The sequence below is a fragment of the Allobosea sp. 10L417 genome, from assembly GCF_056395485.1.
The window spans coordinates 336,284-352,005 of record NZ_JBFTJP010000001.1; the positions used below are offsets into that span (position 1 = coordinate 336,284).

15 protein-coding genes and 1 tRNA gene are annotated in these 15,722 nt (G+C 66.4%); 8 read left to right on the plus strand and 8 right to left on the minus strand.

Annotated elements, in window-relative coordinates:
* Nucleotides 1-265: 265 nt before the first annotated feature.
* Entirely contained in the window at nucleotides 266-1,504 is a 1,239-nt protein-coding gene (locus AC1DE3_RS01835) for a urate hydroxylase PuuD (protein WP_476852014.1), read from the minus strand.
* A gap of 240 nt (nucleotides 1,505-1,744) precedes the next feature.
* Between AC1DE3_RS01835 and uraH the strand changes: the two genes are divergently transcribed.
* From uraH to AC1DE3_RS01850, 3 genes are all read left to right on the plus strand, one after another.
* Complete coding sequence (gene uraH / locus AC1DE3_RS01840; protein ID WP_441513748.1) at nucleotides 1,745-2,098, plus strand: hydroxyisourate hydrolase; 354 nt, start codon at nucleotides 1,745-1,747, stop codon at nucleotides 2,096-2,098.
* Nucleotides 2,099-2,103: 5 nt separating this feature from the next.
* Nucleotides 2,104-3,528: an allantoinase PuuE gene (puuE, locus tag AC1DE3_RS01845; protein ID WP_476779152.1), complete on the plus strand. Its 1,425-nt coding sequence runs from the start codon at nucleotides 2,104-2,106 to the stop codon at nucleotides 3,526-3,528.
* A gap of 173 nt (nucleotides 3,529-3,701) precedes the next feature.
* On the plus strand, nucleotides 3,702-3,881 hold the full coding sequence (locus AC1DE3_RS01850) for a hypothetical protein (RefSeq protein WP_476852015.1): 180 nt from the start codon (nucleotides 3,702-3,704) through the stop codon (nucleotides 3,879-3,881).
* A 9-nt stretch (nucleotides 3,882-3,890) separates the two neighbouring features.
* On the opposite strand, the gene AC1DE3_RS01855 is transcribed toward AC1DE3_RS01850, so the two are convergent.
* Entirely contained in the window at nucleotides 3,891-5,294 is a 1,404-nt protein-coding gene (locus AC1DE3_RS01855) for an SNF2-related protein (protein ID WP_476779150.1), read from the minus strand.
* Between the two features lie 138 nt (nucleotides 5,295-5,432).
* On the opposite strand from AC1DE3_RS01855, the gene AC1DE3_RS01860 reads away from it, so the two are divergent.
* Complete coding sequence (locus tag AC1DE3_RS01860) at nucleotides 5,433-6,821, plus strand: M20 family metallopeptidase (RefSeq protein ID WP_476779149.1); 1,389 nt, start codon at nucleotides 5,433-5,435, stop codon at nucleotides 6,819-6,821.
* Nucleotides 6,822-6,837: 16 nt separating this feature from the next.
* Here the strand turns inward: AC1DE3_RS01860 and AC1DE3_RS01865 are convergent, their stop codons facing one another.
* From AC1DE3_RS01865 to AC1DE3_RS01885, 5 genes are all read right to left on the minus strand, one after another.
* A complete protein-coding gene (locus AC1DE3_RS01865) occupies nucleotides 6,838-7,095 on the minus strand; it encodes a hypothetical protein (RefSeq protein WP_476779148.1) in 258 nt (85 codons plus the stop codon).
* 84 nt (nucleotides 7,096-7,179) lie between these two features.
* Entirely contained in the window at nucleotides 7,180-7,641 is a 462-nt protein-coding gene (locus AC1DE3_RS01870; RefSeq protein ID WP_476779147.1) for an MgtC/SapB family protein, read from the minus strand.
* Between the two features lie 118 nt (nucleotides 7,642-7,759).
* Nucleotides 7,760-7,835 (minus strand) — tRNA-Lys (locus tag AC1DE3_RS01875).
* Between the two features lie 139 nt (nucleotides 7,836-7,974).
* Nucleotides 7,975-9,252 (minus strand): solute carrier family 23 protein, encoded by a 1,278-nt coding sequence (locus tag AC1DE3_RS01880; RefSeq protein WP_476779146.1) that lies wholly within the window; start codon nucleotides 9,250-9,252, stop codon nucleotides 7,975-7,977.
* A 225-nt stretch (nucleotides 9,253-9,477) separates the two neighbouring features.
* On the minus strand, nucleotides 9,478-11,040 hold the full coding sequence (locus AC1DE3_RS01885; RefSeq protein WP_476852016.1) for a 2-isopropylmalate synthase: 1,563 nt from the start codon (nucleotides 11,038-11,040) through the stop codon (nucleotides 9,478-9,480).
* 425 nt (nucleotides 11,041-11,465) lie between these two features.
* On the opposite strand from AC1DE3_RS01885, the gene AC1DE3_RS01890 reads away from it, so the two are divergent.
* From AC1DE3_RS01890 to AC1DE3_RS01905, 4 genes are all read left to right on the plus strand, one after another.
* A complete protein-coding gene (locus AC1DE3_RS01890) occupies nucleotides 11,466-12,107 on the plus strand; it encodes a YoaK family protein (RefSeq protein ID WP_441513757.1) in 642 nt (213 codons plus the stop codon).
* A 145-nt stretch (nucleotides 12,108-12,252) separates the two neighbouring features.
* On the plus strand, nucleotides 12,253-12,759 hold the full coding sequence (locus AC1DE3_RS01895) for a c-type cytochrome (protein ID WP_441513758.1): 507 nt from the start codon (nucleotides 12,253-12,255) through the stop codon (nucleotides 12,757-12,759).
* Between the two features lie 80 nt (nucleotides 12,760-12,839).
* Nucleotides 12,840-13,178: a hypothetical protein gene (locus AC1DE3_RS01900; protein ID WP_441513759.1), complete on the plus strand. Its 339-nt coding sequence runs from the start codon at nucleotides 12,840-12,842 to the stop codon at nucleotides 13,176-13,178.
* A 35-nt stretch (nucleotides 13,179-13,213) separates the two neighbouring features.
* A complete protein-coding gene (locus AC1DE3_RS01905) occupies nucleotides 13,214-13,597 on the plus strand; it encodes a YbhB/YbcL family Raf kinase inhibitor-like protein (RefSeq protein ID WP_476852017.1) in 384 nt (127 codons plus the stop codon).
* 25 nt (nucleotides 13,598-13,622) lie between these two features.
* Here AC1DE3_RS01905 and AC1DE3_RS01910 read toward each other — a convergent pair whose 3' ends face one another.
* The gene (locus AC1DE3_RS01910) at nucleotides 13,623-15,710 is read right to left on the minus strand and encodes a M3 family metallopeptidase (protein ID WP_476779143.1); all 2,088 of its coding nucleotides are present in this window, start codon (nucleotides 15,708-15,710) and stop codon (nucleotides 13,623-13,625) included.
* Between the last annotated feature and the right edge of the window lie 12 nt (nucleotides 15,711-15,722).

Sequence of the window (15,722 nt, forward strand, 5' to 3'; positions counted from 1 at the left end):
GGATCCTGTCTCCAGCCCTGTCAGTGAGTGGACCTTGCTGTCGCGCACCTGAACCGAATCTGAACGCAATCACGCAGCCGTGAGCGAAGCTCCGGACAATCTGAAGAAAGCGGAAATCCGGGTGACTATGTCGCTGTCACGGCTCCCCAAAGCGCCATCCCCGTCATGGTCGGGCTCGTCCCGACCATCCACGTCTTCGTTGGTCAAAGGCCGTGTTCAAGACGTGGAGGCTCGCCACGCGGGCGAGCATGACGGCGGCGGCAGATCAGCGCGCGGCAGCGGCAAGCCAGCCTGCCAATGCCTGACGCTCGGCCGGCGTCATGCCGGAAAGATTGTTCGGCGGCATCGCATGGGTCATCACGGCCTGCGTGCGGATGGCGCGGGCGTGGACGGCGATCTGCTCGGGCTCGTGCAGCAACACACCCTTCGGCGCGATCTGGATGCCGGGCCAGGATGGCTCGGGCGCATGGCACATGGCGCAACGCCCGGTCACGATGTTGGAGACCTCGGCCGGCGGCAGCGTCATGCCGGCCATCAGGACAGGTTTCGGCACCTCCCGCGGCTTCAGGCCGAGCTGCTCGCGCCCGCCAGGCGAGGACGACATCGCCACCCAGAAAGCGAGCCAGAGCGCCAGGATCGCCACTGCCCAGCACCACCAGGGCGATTTCGCATGGTCGCCGTGCCGGACATTGAAGAAATGCCGTATCAGCGCGCCGGCGACGATCACCAGCGCCACCAGCAGCGGGATCACCGCCGAATTGGCATAGGTCACCGGATAGTGGTTCGACAGCATCAGGAACAGCACCGGCAGGGTGATGTAGTTGTTATGCGTCGAGCGCTGCTTGGCGGCCTTGCCGTATTTCGGATCGGGCGTCTGCCCGGCGACCAGCGCCGCGATGACCTTCCGCTGCCCCGGCATGATGTTGAAGAAGACGTTGGCGGTCATGATCGTCGCCATCAGCGCGCCGGTATGGATGAGCGCGCCGCGCCCGGAGAAGACGTTGGCGAAGGCCCAGCTCGCCGCGACGACATAGCCGAAGCCGATGAGCCCGAGCAGGACGTCATGCCGGCCGAGCGGCGACCTGCACATCAGGTCGTAGATCACCCAGCCGGCGACGAGCGCGGCGATGCCGATGGCGCCGGCAGCGAAGGGCGAAAGCTGCATCACCGCCGGATCGATCAGATAGAGCTCCGACTGCGCGTAATAGACCCAGACCAACAGGAAGAAGCCGGAGATCCAGGTCCAGTAGCTCTGCCATTTGTGCCAGGTCAGCTCGGCCGGCATCACGGCCGGCGCCACCATGTATTTGCGCATCTCGTAGAAGCCGCCGCCATGGACCTGCCAGGCGCGCCCGCCTGTGCCGACCGGAATGTCCGCAGCCGGCTTCAGCGAGGCGTCGAGATGGATGAAGAAGAAGGAGGCACCGATCCAGGCGATCGCCGTGATGACATGGAGCCAGCGCAGCATCATGCCGCCCCATTCCATCAGATAGGCTTCGAGCATGGCGCTGCGCTCCGCGAGGGTTGGTGGTGATCCCGAATCCGGAGGATGCCGCTCCGGCACCACCAAGCTAACCCGCTTTCGCCGGGTCCGAAATCGCCCGAGATTTGACATCCGGGAACATGATCTTATCGCAAAAGCCGATATCGATTTTCCCGCATGGCGCTCTACAGTTGCGCAGAACGACAGGGTTCCGGAATCGATGCGCGCCGGACGGCGGTGCTTTCAGGAGAACGGCAGGGAATGGGACGCCTCTCGACGCATGTGCTCGACACGGTCAATGGCCGCCCTGCCGCCGGTGTCGCGATCACGCTGGAACGGCTGCATCCCGACGGCTCGCGCGAGCGGCTGGCCCAGGCCGTGACCAATTCCGACGGCCGCACCGATGGCCCGCTGCTCTCCGGGACGCTCCAGCCGGGCAGCTATGAACTGAGCTTCGCGGTCGGCGCCTATTTCCGCGATCTGGGCAGCGCCCTGCCCGAGCCCGCCTTTCTCGATCTCGTCCCAATCCGCTTCGGCATCGCCGAGCCGGAAGGGCACTATCACGTCCCGCTCCTGGCCTCGCCCTGGAGCTACTCCACCTATCGCGGCAGCTAGACCTCATGACCCAGACGACCTATCCGCGCGACATGAAGGGCTATGGCCGCAATGCCCCTCACCCGCATTGGCCGGGCGAGGCGCGCATCGCCGTCCAGTTCGTGATCAACTACGAGGAAGGCGGCGAGAACTGCATCCTCCACGGCGACGCCGCCTCGGAAGCCTTCCTGTCCGAGATCGTCGGCGCGGCCCCTTGGCCGGGCCAGCGCCATATGAACATGGAGTCGATCTATGAATACGGCTCGCGCGCCGGCTACTGGCGGCTCTGGCGCATGTTCACGGAGCGCAACCTGCCGGTCACCGTTTTCGCCGTCGCCAGCGCGCTGGCGCGCTATCCCGAGATCGTCGACTCGATGCAGGAGGCCGGCTGGGAGATCGCGACCCACGGCCTGAAATGGATCGACTATCGCGACACTCCCAGGGAGCGCGAACGCGCCGACATTCTTGAGGCGATCCGCATCCAGACCGAGCTTACCGGGGAACGGCCGCTCGGCTGCTATCAGGGCCGCACGTCCGAGAACACGATCCCCCTGACGATGGAGGAAGGCGGCTTCCTCTACACCGCAGATGTCTATTCCGACGAATTGCCCTACTGGCTCGCGGGTCAAAAGGGTCCGCAGCTGGCCGTGCCCTATACGCTCGACGCCAACGACATGCGCTTCGCCACGCCGCAGGGCTTCAACACCGGCGAGCAGTTCTTCACCTACCTCAAGGACTCTTTCGACACGCTTTATGCCGAGGGCGAGACGGCTCCGAAGATGATGTCGATCGGCCTCCATTGCCGCCTCGTGGGCCGTCCGGGCCGGGCCGCGGCACTCGCCCGCTTTCTCGACTACGTGAAGAGCCATGACCGGGTCTGGGTCGCGACCCGACTCGACATCGCCCGCCACTGGGTCAGGACGCACCCCCCGGCGGGCGGCTATATGCCCTCGAAGCTGCCCAAGGCACTCTTCGTCGAAGTCTTCGGCCGCGTCTGGGAGAATTCGCCCTGGATCGCCGAGGCGACCTACGACACCGGGCTCGGCGCGGCGCAGGATACCGCGGAGGGCCTGCATGCCGCGATGGTCGCGGCGATGCGCAAGGCCTTGCCCGAGCGGCAGAAGATTCTGCTCAACGCCCATCCCGATCTCGCCGGGAAGCTTGCTGCGGCCGGAGAGATGACGGAGGAATCGACGCAGGAACAGTCTTCGGCGGGGCTTGATCGATTGACCAGCGACGAGCGCGTGCGCTTCACCGCCCTGAACGAGGCCTATAAGGCCCGCTTCGGCATTCCCTTCATCATGGCAGTGAAGGGCGCCACCAAGGCTCAGATTCTGGCGGCTTTCGAAGAGAGGCTGAAGAACACGCCCGCGCAGGAATTCGCAACGGCACTGGCGCAGGTCGAGAAGATCACGCTGCTGCGTCTCAAGGAATTGCTGCCGGCAGGCTGAGCACGGCTCACTGCGGCGCCCTCAGCTCGGGCTTGACCCGAGCATCTCGGAAACCAGCTCCCTCCGGTCCTGAGATTCTCGGATCTACGCTGCGCTGCGCCCGAGAATGGCGCGTTCCCCGGAACCTCCGCTCCTCCCGCCACGTTGATGAGCGGGGAAAGGGAGGCCCATCCGTGTTCCGCCTGTTGCTGATCATACTCGTGCTGGTCATCGGCTATGATGCCGTGGCGCATCAGGGCGCCTATACGCGCGAAGCCTGGAACGCCGTCACCCGGCTGGCCGGCTCGACCATCGAGGGTGCGAAGGGGCTGGGCGAGCGCGCGCGGGACGACGCCAACGCACCCCGCAACTGAGCCGTTTCTTCAGGCCGCCGTGCGCGCCTCGACGATGCCCGCGATCGCCTCGAGCATCCGCGTGTCGTCTCCCGCCAGCCCCTCCATCGCCGCCATGCGCTGGATCACCGTGCCGGCGATCGCTTCCTCCACCGTATCCTCGGCATAGGTGTAGAAGATCGTCGCGTGCTGGCCGTCGCGATGGCAGCGACCCTCGATCTGCTGCAGCTGGATGGCGCTGTGGCGCATGTCGTGGACCACCAGCGCCCGCTCCCGCTCGCCGCCCGGCATTTCGCCGCGATGCAGCGAGATCGACTCGGTGACGGTGAAGATCACGGCGTCGAGCGCGCCGGTCTGGAAGGCGATGCGGGTCTCTTCGTTCTGCGCGCCCGAGCGCTCGCCATTGATTTCGCCGACTCGCCAGCCGCGCCCTCTCAGCGTCTCGGCCAAAATCGCGCTGGTCTCAAGGAAGGCGACCGAGATCGCCACCTGCTCGTCATTCCCGAGCAAATCCTCGCAGAAATCCGCCGTGCCGGCGATGCGGAGCAAACTGGCTTTCTGCCGGAAGCGCAGATCGGCGGCCCAGCCCTGCGGCTTGCGCGTCGAGCCGCCGGCCAAGCCCAGCTCCTTGCGGAACTCCCGCCAGGTCGCCTCGTAGAGCTTGCGCGCGGCACTATCCAACGCGACGGGGGCGAGCTCGCGCTGCACTTCCGGCCAGCCGGCGATCTCCTCGGGCCGGCGGCGCAGGCCGATGGCGTTCGCGCCGCGATAGAGCAGATCGGCCATCACCTTGCGGTCGGTCTCGTTCGGCTCCCAGCTCCAGTTCTTCCAGCGGCCCTTGGCCCTGCCGATCTTCAGCCGCTTCATCAGGGTGCGGAAGCCGTCGAGATCGGCGGTCGGCATGCCGGCCGCCTTCGCCAGCAACGGCGCGAGATAGGACAGCTCGTGCGGCGACTGGCCTGCCGTCGCGCTCATATAGATGGTGAAATCGGCCGCTTCGGCCATCTGCCGGCAGACCAGCCCCTGCTGCGAATTGGGATTGCGGATGCGGTGGGCTTCGTCGATCACGACAAGCGGCCAGACTCGCTTCGGCCGGCCATGCTTCGCGAGTTCATTGTTCTTCGCCCGCGCCGAGCGTTTCCGGCTGTCAGCGACTGGGGCGAGCAACGACTTCGTCTTCTCGAAATTCATCAGCGTCACGCGCTTCGCCGGCAGGCCTGACAGCGCCATGGTCCGCCGCCATTGCGGGATCGCCCCTTTCGGGCAGATCACCAGCACGTCCTCCTCCGGCATCGCCGAGAGCGCGAGCCAGGCCGAGAGCGTCTTGCCGAGGCCGGTGAGGTCGCCGAGCAGGAAGCCGGCGGCCCCCTTCCCTCGCGCGGCCAGGATCGCATCGCGGGCGACGAGCTGGTGCGGATGCGGGGTGAACGTCATGCGGAAAGGAAGATCCTCATCGGTGTCTGGGCGCCCCGCCCTGCCCGGCGGGCATGGCGCGCCCGGCTCTCTTGGCACTGGCGCAACCGCGCGTCCACCGGCACTGTGCCGGCCATAAATCCGGGAGACCTTACGACCATGACCCGCGCGCAAGCGATCGCGAAAGCTCAGGACTATTTCGATTCAGGCCGAATGAAGAGTGACCTCGGCCGCCTCGTCGCGATCCCCACCGAAAGCCAGAACCCGGACCGCGCCCCCGTCCTCGGCGAATATCTCGAGCAGGAGATGCAGCCCCTGCTCGAATCGCTCGGCTTCACCTGCCGCACCCTGACCCATCCGAAGGCGCGCGGCCCCTTCCTCTATGCCGAGCGCATCGAGGACCCGGCCCTGCCGACCATCCTCGGCTACGGCCATGGCGATGTGATCCGCGGCCTCGACGCGCAATGGAGTGAGGGCCTCTCGCCCTGGAAGCTCGTCGAGCGCGAAGGCCGCTGGTATGGCCGCGGCGTCGTCGACAACAAGGGCCAACACCTGATCAACCTCAGCGCGCTCAGCGCCGTTCTGGAGACGCGCGGCAAACTCGGCTTCAATGCCAAATACCTGATCGAGATGGGCGAGGAGTCCGGCTCGCCGGGCCTGCGCGAGCTCTGCAGCGAAGAGAAGGATCTGTTCAAGGCCGACGTCCTGATCGCCTCGGATGGGCCGCGGCTCAATGCCGAGCGCCCGACCGTCTTTCTCGGCGCGCGCGGCGGCGTCACCTTCGACCTCTCGATCAATGCCCGCGAGGGCGGGCATCACTCTGGCAACTGGGGCGGCATCCTCTCCGACCCTGCGATCCAGCTCGCCCACGCCATTGCCTCGATCACCTCGCCGAGCGGACAGATCCGTATTCATGAATGGGTGCCCAAGGAACTGCCGCCGGCGGTGCGCAAGGCGCTGATCGGCTGCGAGATCGACGGTGGGCCGGACGGCCCGGCGATCGATCCGAACTGGGGCGAGCCCGGTCTGACGCCGGCCGAGCAGGTCTTCGGCTGGTGCTCCTTCGACGTGCTGGCGATGAAGTCCGGCGTGCCCGAGACGCCGGTCAACGCCGTGCCGCCGAGCGCCTGGGCGCGCTGCCAATTGCGCTTCGTCGTCGGCATCGACCAGAATGATGTCGTGCCGGCGCTGAAGCGGCATCTGCAGCGCCACAACTTCCCCATGGTCGAGGTTTCGCTCAGCCGCTCCGAGATCTTCGGCGCGACGCGCCTCGACCCGGAAGATCCCTGGGTCGATTTCGCCCTGGCCTCGATCGCCGAAAGCACCGGCAAGAAGCCGGCCCTGCTGCCCAATCTCGGCGGATCGCTGCCGAACGACATCTTCGCGGATATCCTGGCGCTGCGTACCATCTGGGTGCCGCATTCCTATCCCGGCTGTTCGCAGCACGCGCCGGATGAGCATCTGCCGGTCGCCATCGCCCGCGAGGGCCTGACCGCCATGGCCGGTCTCTACTGGGATATCGGCTCGGGCGACGCACCGGCGGTCTAGTACTCGCCCTTGAGGCCTACTCCTGCGGCTGACGCGGATCGCGCCCCGGTGGGAGATCGATGGGTGTCGCCGGAGGTGCTTCCGGCGGCGCGTTAGGCGGAAACTCCGGCGGCGGTTCGGTCGGGATGCCCTGGGGTTCCTCGTCCGGCGGCGACTCGACCGGCGGTGCCGGCGGAACATTGCCGGGCGTCAACGGTGGCGCCTCCGGAGGCGGATCGGGGATGGCCGGGGTATTGCCGGGTGCGGCCTTCAGGCCGTTGTTGAACTGCATCATGCGAAACCTGTCCTTTTCAGACAGAAACGCCCGAGCCGCCGAAAGGCTCCGCGGTGCAGCGATGGGGCAGGCGTAGCCGCCCACTCAGTCCGGCGAGGGACCTCCGTCCCCGTTACGCTCGGGCGGCGTAGCGCGACCCTGGAGCCTACGTTCCAGCGAATGATCGAGGGCCAGCAGGACGAGTGCCAGAGCCGTCGCTGTCAGCGTCACCGGCCACTTCCCCAGCCCGGCTGAGCACCCCAGCGCCGCCGTCACCCAGATCGCCGCCGCCGTGGTCAGCCCGTGCGGCGTCATCTCGCGATCGCGGTGGATGATAAGGCCGGCGCCGAGAAAGCCGATGCCGGTCAGCACACCCTGAACCACGCGGCTCGCCGCATCGGGATGGAGCGTCTCGCTGAACAGGCTCGCAGCCGCTGCCGTACCGATTCCCACCAGGCCGAAGGTGCGCAGCCCCGCACTCTTGCGGTGAAGGGTCCTCTGCCAGCCGACCGCCACGCCCGCGACGAGGCCGGCCAGCAGCCGAAGCATCAATTCGAGTTCGTCCAAGATGCCGTTCGCTCCGCAGGCGCCGTGACGCGACGATAGCACAGCCGCGAATCCGGCGAAGCAACCGCATGGCTGCTCGGCCCGCGAAGTGGCTATCCAACGATGTCCAGGAAAACCGTGGTGGGTGATGTAGGGCTCGAACCTACGACCCGCTGATTAAGAGTCAGCTGCTCTACCAACTGAGCTAATCACCCATACGCCACGAAGCGTTGCCGTTCGGCGGCGTCAGCCGCGTCAGGCAGGGGGCGTGTAGCAAAGGCCCCGCCCCCTGTCCACCCGTCTGTGACAGATTTTTCAAACTCGGCGGGAAAGGTCCCACCGAGCTGTGGATTATCACGCCGCGCGGCGGTTCAGCAGGTGGTAGAGCACGATCGCGCCGAAGGTCGCGGTGCCGATTCCGCCGAGCTCGTAGCCGAAGATCGGCAGCTTCAGATCGCCGGCGCCCAGAATCAGAGCCGTCGCGACGGTGATCAGATTCTTCGGCTCGGAGAAGTCGACCTTGTTCTCCACCCAGATGCGGCCGGCGGTGGCGGCGATGAGGCCGAAGACCACGACCGCGAGGCCGCCAAGCACCGCGACGGGAATCGTGCCGATCACCGCGCCGAACTTCGGCGAGAAACCGAGAGCCAGCGCAATGATGCCGGCGGCGACGAACACCAGCGTCGAATAGACTCGCGTCACCGCCATCACGCCCATGTTCTCGGCATAGGTGGTCACGCCCGTGCCGCCGCCCGAGCCGGCGATCATCGTGCCCAGCCCGTCGGCGAAGAAGCCACGGCCAATCAGGTGGTCGAAATTGCGCCCGGTCATCACCGAGATGCCCTTGATGTGGCCGAGATTCTCCGCGACCAGGATGATCGCGACCGGCACGATCAGCGTCATCGCCTTCATGTCGAAGACCGGCGCCACGAAATGCGGCAGGCCGAACCAAGCGGCCGCGCCGATCTTGCCGAAGTCGATCGGCGGTGCGCCGAAGCTCGGCGCCGTCAGCGCATAGAGGATATAGGCAGCGAGCCCGCCGATGAGGATGGGCAGGCGCTGCGGCAATCCCCGGCCGTAGACCGCGACCAGCGCCACCGCGACCACCGTGAACAGCGCGAGCCATTTGGTGTAGGGGCTCGCCGAGATCATATTGATCGCGACCGAGGTCAGGTTGAGGCCGATCGCCGCCACGACCGCACCGGTCACCACCGGCGGCAGCAGCTTCTCGATCCAGTTCGTTCCGACGCCCTGCACGATCAGGCCGATCAGCGCATAGACCGCGCCGCAGGCGATGATGCCGCCGAGCGCGACGCCGATGTTCGGATTGGGACCGGAGCCGGCATAGCCCGTCGCCGCGATGACGACGCCGATGAAGGCGAAGGAGGAGCCGAGATAGCTCGGCAGCTGCCCGCGCGTGATGACGAAGAACAGCAGCGTCGCGATGCCCGAGAAGAAGATCGCGACATTCGGGTCGAAGCCCATCAGCACCGGTGCCAGCACCGTCGAGCCGAACATGGCGACGACATGCTGCAAGCCGGCGATGATCGTCTGCCCTGTCGGCAGCCGCTCGTCCGGCATCACTGCGCCGGAAGTCTTCAGGGTCCAGTTCGGAAAATAGCCCATCGGCATCGCTCCCCAGGGTCGCCGGGGGGCGACCGCACCGGAAGAGCAGATGAGGGCAAGAGGCAGGCCAGCGCCAGATCGCGCTGGCGTCATCCACCGGAATCCAGAGGCGGCCGACGTCATGCCAGGGCTTGACGCGAGGGTCCCCTGCGGAGCGAGGCTCCGGAATTCTTCGCCTCCGGAGATTCTCGGGCCGGCACTTCGTGCCGCCCGAGAACGACGTTCTTGAACTTACTCCGCCGCCTGCGCGTGCAGGCGCCCGCCGCGGGCGATCAGCTTGTTGAGCGCAGCCAGATAGGCCTTGGCCGAAGCCACCAGGGTATCGGGATCAGCGCCGCGCCCGCTGACGGAAGAGCCGTCGCGCGAGAGGCGCACCGTCACCTCGGCCTGGGCGTCCGTGCCCTCGGTCACCGCGTGGACGTCGTAGAGCTCCAGCCCGGCCTCATGCGGCACGATCGCCTTGATCGCGTTGAAGATGGCGTCGATCGGGCCGTTGCCCTCAACCTCCTCGGTAACATGCCGGCCTTCGACATCGAGCTTCATGGTCGCACGCTGCGGGCCGCGCGTGCCCGCGATCACCGTGAGCGATTCCAGCTTGATGCGGTCATGGGCGGTTGCGATGTTCTCGTCGACCAGCGCCTCGATATCCTCGTCATAGACATGCTTCTTGCGGTCGGCCAGGGCCTTGAAGCGGGTGAAGGCGTCTTCCAGCTGATTGTCGCCGAGATCGTAGCCCATCTCCTTCAGCTTGGAGCGGAAGGCGGCGCGGCCGGAATGCTTGCCCATCACCAGCGAGGTCTTGGTCACGCCGACCGAGGCCGGCGTCATGATCTCGTAGGTGGTGTTGTTCTTCAGCATGCCGTCCTGGTGGATGCCGCTCTCATGGGCGAAGGCGTTCCGGCCGACGATCGCCTTGTTGTACTGCACCGGGAAGGAGCAGGCGCTCGATACCGCCTTCGAGACGCGCATCAACTGCGTCGCGTCGATGCCGGTGTCGTAGGGCAGCACGTCGCCTCGTACGCGCAGCGCCATCACGACCTCCTCCAGCGCGGCATTGCCGGCGCGCTCGCCGATGCCGTTGACCGTGCACTCGACCTGCCGGACGCCGCCCTCGATCGCCGCCAGCGAATTGGCGACGGCCAGGCCCAGGTCATTATGGCAATGCGCCGAGAAGATCGCCTTGTCCGCGTTCGGCACGCGCTCGCGCACCGCCTTGAACATGGCGCGATACTCGTCCGGCGTCGCGTAGCCGACCGTGTCGGGCAGATTGATCGTGGTCGCACCGGCCCGGATCGCAGCTTCGACCGTGCGGCAGAGATAGTCGATCGGCGTGCGTGTGGCATCCATCGCCGACCACTCGATATCGTCGACCAGATTGCGCGCCTGCGTCACGGTCGCGGTGATGATCTCCAGCACCTGCTCCTGGCTCTTGCGCATCTGGTGCTCCAGATGGATCGGCGAAGTCGAGACGAAGGTGTGGATGCGCGGCTTCACCGCATGGCGCACCGCCTCGCCGGCGCGGGCGATGTCGGTGCTGATGGCCCGGGCGAGGCCGGCGACCGTGGCGCGCTTCAACCTGCGAGCGATCTCCGAGACGGCCTCGAAATCACCGTTCGAGGCGATCGGGAAGCCGGCCTCGATGATGTCGACGCCCATCACGTCGAGCGCCTCGGCGATCTCCAGCTTCTCCTCGAAGGTCATGGTGGCGCCGGGGCACTGTTCGCCGTCGCGCAAGGTGGTGTCGAAAATCAGCACGCGCTCTTTGGAGGAGCTGTTCTGGGTCGGATTGGTCATGGTCTGCTTCCGGTTTCGGTGCGCCGCGAGATCGGAAAAGGCGGGCGCTGGGTTTGCTGTCGGCGTTTCTCGTCACTCCCCTGAGCGCCCAGGCAGCATGCCCGGCCGGCCCTCAGGGGCAGCTAAGGAGAAGGAGGCCAGGAAGCGAGAACGAAGCGCGTGCGAGGGGAGCGCGTGCGCACATGCTGACAGCCTGCGCAGTGGCGCAGTCCTTCGTCAGGTCATGGCGGGCGGTCGAAACCACGGGCGTTCCTCAAATCGACGGGACAGGATGTAACCGAAAGCAGGTGTCGAGCGCAAGCATGTGTCTTATGCACGCGCGTCAAATGACAGAGGCGATCTGTGGATTATGCTGGCGCGGCGCGATTCGGCCGGCGGTCGCGCCATGCTGGAAACCGGCCTCTTGCTGCCGGAGACCCGCGCCGATGATGCGCTATGACCGCCCCGCCATCGGGCTCGCCTTCGGCCTCACCGGCCTCGCCGGTTTCGTCGATGCGCTCGGCTTCCTCAGCCTCAGTGGCTTCTTCGTCTCCTTCATGACCGGCAACACCACCCGCCTTGGCATCGAACTGGCCGGGCGCCATGCCGGCGGCATCGTTCTGGCCGCGACGATCCTCGGCCTCTTCGTCCTCGGCGTGGTCTGCGGCTCGCTCATCGGCCATTTCGGCAGGCAACAGCGAAAGGCGGCGGTGCTCGCCTTCGTCACCGCGGTCCTGATCTTCGCAGCCAGCCTCGACACCATCGGGCTCAGTACGGCCGCGGCCGGCATGCTCGCCTTGGCGATGGGCGCGGAGAATTCGGTCTTCCAGCGCGACGGCGAGGTCACGATCGGCCTGACCTACATGACCGGCACGCTGGTGAAGATGGGGCAGCGCCTCGCCGGCGCCCTGCTCGGCGGGCCGAAGCTCGCTTTCCTGCGCCATCTCGTGCTCTGGCTCGGCCTGCTCAGCGGCGCGGTCGTCGGAGCCGCCGCCCATAGCCGCATCGGCCTCGACGCGATCTGGCTGGCGGCCGGAGCGGCTGCCGGATTCACGGTGCTGGCGTTCTTCATGCCGGAGCGCGCATAGGCCCAACTTCGCCGAGTCTTTGGTCCTTTCTCCGACATGAGAGCAATGCTAAGCATTCCCTAACGTCACGCACTACAACGATGACCGACTGCTCGAACAGATCGGTGCAGCGGGAACGGCCGCACGAAACGTCAGGGAGGCAATCATGCAGCAGACGATCTTCGGCGTGCTCATCGTCATCGGTCTTTCGGTGCCCACAGCGCTCACAGCGCAAACGGCACCGTCGCAGGAGAAGCTGCGGCGCGGCGAATACCTGGCGAGCATCATGGACTGCGCCGGCTGCCATACGCCGGGCATCTTTCTCGGTAAGCCCGATATGCAACGGCGGCTCGCGGGGTCCGAGGTAGGCTTTCACATTCCGGGCCTCGGCACCTTCTTTCCGCCCAATCTCACGCCGGACAAGGAAACGGGGTTGGGCTCCTGGTCCGAGGCCGACATCGTCAAGGCTGTCCGTCAGGGAGCCCGGCCCGACGGCCGCGTCCTCGCGCCGGCCATGCCCTATCAGAGCTACGCCAAGCTCACCGAAGCGGATGCTTCAGCCTTGGCCGCCTATCTCAAGAGTCTGAAGCCCGTCTCCCATAAGGTCCCGGCGATCGTCGGCCCCAACGAGAAGGCCACCGCGCCCTATCTTACCGTCAACATGCCGCAATAGGCGGCCGATCGGACGGCGCGATTTCACTGCTCCCGAGAATCAGACATCGTCGGGCGGTCTTGTTTCCGCGGAGCTTTCCGATGCGTCATCTGCCCGTCCTTGCACTCTCCGCCGTCCTGCTATCGGCCTGCCAGACTTCGACGGTCAGCGCGCCCCCTGCCCCGCCGCCGGAACAGGCTGCGCCGGGCGTGACGCCCAGCAGCTTCCGCATGCCGACGGGCACGGGCTGTTCTGGCGAGGTCGAGCGCTTCCAGGCGGTGATGGACAACGATCTCGCCACTGGGCATACGACCAAGGGCGTGCATGACCGGGTCAGCGGCGAGATTTCGCGCGCCCGCTCGACCTGCGCGGCGGGCAACGACGCCGGCGCAATCAGTCAGATCCATGCGACGAAAGCGAGATTCGGCTATCCTGGCTGAGACAGCAGCTCAGGCCTGACTGAAGGGACACGGCCATGAAACGCCTGCTAGCAACTGCCGCCGTCGCAGCAGCCATGCTCGGCGTTCCGGCATCCGCCTTCGCCTTCTCCGCCTCATTTTCCTGGAAGGGAATAGGCGCCTGCGGCGGAATCTCGCCAGCCTTCACGGTCCGTAACGCTCCGAAGGGCACGACGAGCCTGCGCTTTGCCATGCGCGACACCGACGCGCCCAATTTCCGGCATGGCGGCTCGACGGTCGCCTATGACGGCAAGGGGCGCGTGGCGCAGGGGGCTGTCCGCTATGTCGGCCCCTGCCCTCCAACGGGGCAGAAACATCGCTACGTCTGGACGATCGAGGCGCTCGACAAAAGTGCTGCAGTCCTTGTCCAGACCGAGGCTCAGGGCTCGTTTCCGCCCTGAGCGCGCCGGTTCGAGATGCTCCCGCTCAGGCCGCCAGCCCCCGCTTCTCCAGCAGCGCATCCGGAGTCGGCAGCCGGCCGCGGAAGAGCGTATAAGCCTCGGCCGCATCGCGCGTATCGCCCGCCGAATAGATGTAGCGCTTCAGCTTTTCGGCGACCTGGGCCGAGAACACATCGCCCGTTTCGATGAAGGCGTTGAAGGCGTCGGCGTCCATCACCTCCGACCAGAGATAGCTGTAGTAGCCGGCCGAATAGCCATCGCCCGAGAAGACATGGGTGAAGTGCGGCGTGCGGTGGCGCATCATGATCTCGTTGGGCATGCCGATGCGCGCGAGTTCCGCCGCCTCGAAGGCGAGCGGATCGACCTCCGCCGGCTCCTCCAGCGAGTGGAAGGCGAGATCGACCAGCGCCGAGGAGGTGTATTCCACGGTGGAGAACCCTTGATTGAACGTCTGCGCCTTCTCGATCTTCTCGATCAGGGCCTCCGGGATCGGCTCGCCGGTCTCCGCATGCAGGCAATAGTCCCGCATCACCTCGCGCGTCAGGAACCAGTGCTCGTAGAGCTGCGACGGCAACTCGACGAAATCGCGCGCCACCGCCGTGCCGGCGAGTGAGCCATAGGTTACATCCGAGAGCAGCCCGTGCAGCGCATGGCCGAACTCGTGGAAGAGCGTGCGCGCATCGTCGAGCGAGAGCAACGCGGGCTTGCCCTCCGCCGGCTTGGCGAAATTGCAGACATTGACGATGATCGGCCGGGTCTCGCCGTCGAGCTTGCGCTGGCCGCGGAAGGCGCTCATCCAGGCGCCGGAGCGCTTCGAGGAACGGGCGAAGTAGTCGCCGATGAACAGGCCGATATGGCGCCCGGTCGCGGCTTCCGTCACCTCGAAGATGCGGACATCCGGGTGATAGCCGGCGAGTTCCGGCCGCTCGGCGAAGGAAAGCCCAAAGAGCTTGCCGGCAACGTCGAAGGCAGCCTGCCTGATGCGGTCGAGCTGTAGATAGGGCTTCAGCACGGTTTCATCGAGCGCATAGGTCTTCTGCCTGACCTTCTCGGCATAGTGGCGCCAGTCCCAGGGGCGGATCGGACCGTTCTCGCCCTCATCCTGGGCGAGAGCCGCGAGATCGGCCGCCTCGCGCGCGGCGCGCGCCTTGGCCGGATTCCAGACCAGTTCCAGAAGGCCGCGGACATGCTCAGGCGTCTTCGCCATGGCGTCGTCGAGCTTGAAATGCGCGAAGGTCGGATAGCCCAGCAGCTTCGCCTTCTCGGCTCTGAGCTTCACCATCTCGGAGACAATGGCGCGGTTGTCGCTCTCGCCGCCATTCTCGCCGCGCTTGCTCCAGGCGATGAAGGCTTCCTCGCGCAGGTCGCGGCGGGTCGAGAAGGTCAGGAAGGGCTCGATGATCGAGCGCGACAGCGTCACCGCGTGCTGGCCGGGCTTGCCGCGATCGGCCGCCGCGCGCGCCATCGCCGCCTTCAGGAACTCCGGCAGGCCGGCGAGCCCGGCCTCGTCCTCGATAAACAGCGCATAGGAGGATTCGTCCTTCAGCACGTTCTGGCTGAACTGCGTGCCGAGCGCCGCCAGCCGCTCATTGATGGCGGCGAGCCGCTTCTTGTCCTCAGGCGCAAGCTTGGCACCCGAGCGGATGAAGCCCTTATAGGTCCGTTCCAAGAGCCGCGCCTGCTCGGCGCCGAGGCCGAGCGTATCGCGCTTGGCGTTGACGGCATCGACGCGGGCGAAGAGCCCCTCATCCATCATGATCGCCGACCAGTGCCGCGCGGAGATCGGCGACATCTCGCGCTCGATCGCCTGCAGCGCCTCGTTCGTATCGGCACCGGTCAGGTTGTAGAACACGCCGCCGACGCGGCTGAGCGCACGCCCTGCCCGTTCCAGCGCTTCGATGGTGTTGGCGAAGTCGGGCTCAGCCTCGTCTCCGACGATCGCCGCGACCTCCGCCTTGTGCTTGTCGAGCGCCGCATCGAAAGCCGGGCGAATATGCTCCGGCTTGATCGCGGCGAAAGGCGGCAGCCGAAACGGCGTTTCCCAGCGCGTGGCGAAGGGGTTCTCCGCCGGCAGTGACAGGGTTTCCGGATAGGCGGTGTCGGCAGAGCTCATCGGGTTACTTTC

Bases quoted from the DNA above. Each gene is read 5' to 3' on its own strand.
- puuE (WP_476779152.1), top strand. From the start codon at position 2,104: ATGACCCAGACGACCTATCCGCGCGACATGAAGGGCTATGGCCGCAAT.
- AC1DE3_RS01865 (WP_476779148.1), bottom strand. From the start codon at position 7,095: ATGATGCAGTTCAACAACGGCCTGAAGGCCGCACCCGGCAATACCCCG.
- AC1DE3_RS01910 (WP_476779143.1), bottom strand. From the start codon at position 15,710: ATGAGCTCTGCCGACACCGCCTATCCGGAAACCCTGTCACTGCCGGCG.
- AC1DE3_RS01890 (WP_441513757.1), top strand. From the start codon at position 11,466: ATGATGCGCTATGACCGCCCCGCCATCGGGCTCGCCTTCGGCCTCACC.
- uraH (WP_441513748.1), top strand. From the start codon at position 1,745: ATGGGACGCCTCTCGACGCATGTGCTCGACACGGTCAATGGCCGCCCT.
- AC1DE3_RS01885 (WP_476852016.1), bottom strand. From the start codon at position 11,040: ATGACCAATCCGACCCAGAACAGCTCCTCCAAAGAGCGCGTGCTGATT.
- AC1DE3_RS01835 (WP_476852014.1), bottom strand. From the start codon at position 1,504: ATGCTCGAAGCCTATCTGATGGAATGGGGCGGCATGATGCTGCGCTGG.
- AC1DE3_RS01880 (WP_476779146.1), bottom strand. From the start codon at position 9,252: ATGCCGATGGGCTATTTTCCGAACTGGACCCTGAAGACTTCCGGCGCA.
- AC1DE3_RS01860 (WP_476779149.1), top strand. From the start codon at position 5,433: ATGACCCGCGCGCAAGCGATCGCGAAAGCTCAGGACTATTTCGATTCA.
- AC1DE3_RS01855 (WP_476779150.1), bottom strand. From the start codon at position 5,294: ATGACGTTCACCCCGCATCCGCACCAGCTCGTCGCCCGCGATGCGATC.
- AC1DE3_RS01905 (WP_476852017.1), top strand. From the start codon at position 13,214: ATGAAACGCCTGCTAGCAACTGCCGCCGTCGCAGCAGCCATGCTCGGC.
- AC1DE3_RS01895 (WP_441513758.1), top strand. From the start codon at position 12,253: ATGCAGCAGACGATCTTCGGCGTGCTCATCGTCATCGGTCTTTCGGTG.
- AC1DE3_RS01900 (WP_441513759.1), top strand. From the start codon at position 12,840: ATGCGTCATCTGCCCGTCCTTGCACTCTCCGCCGTCCTGCTATCGGCC.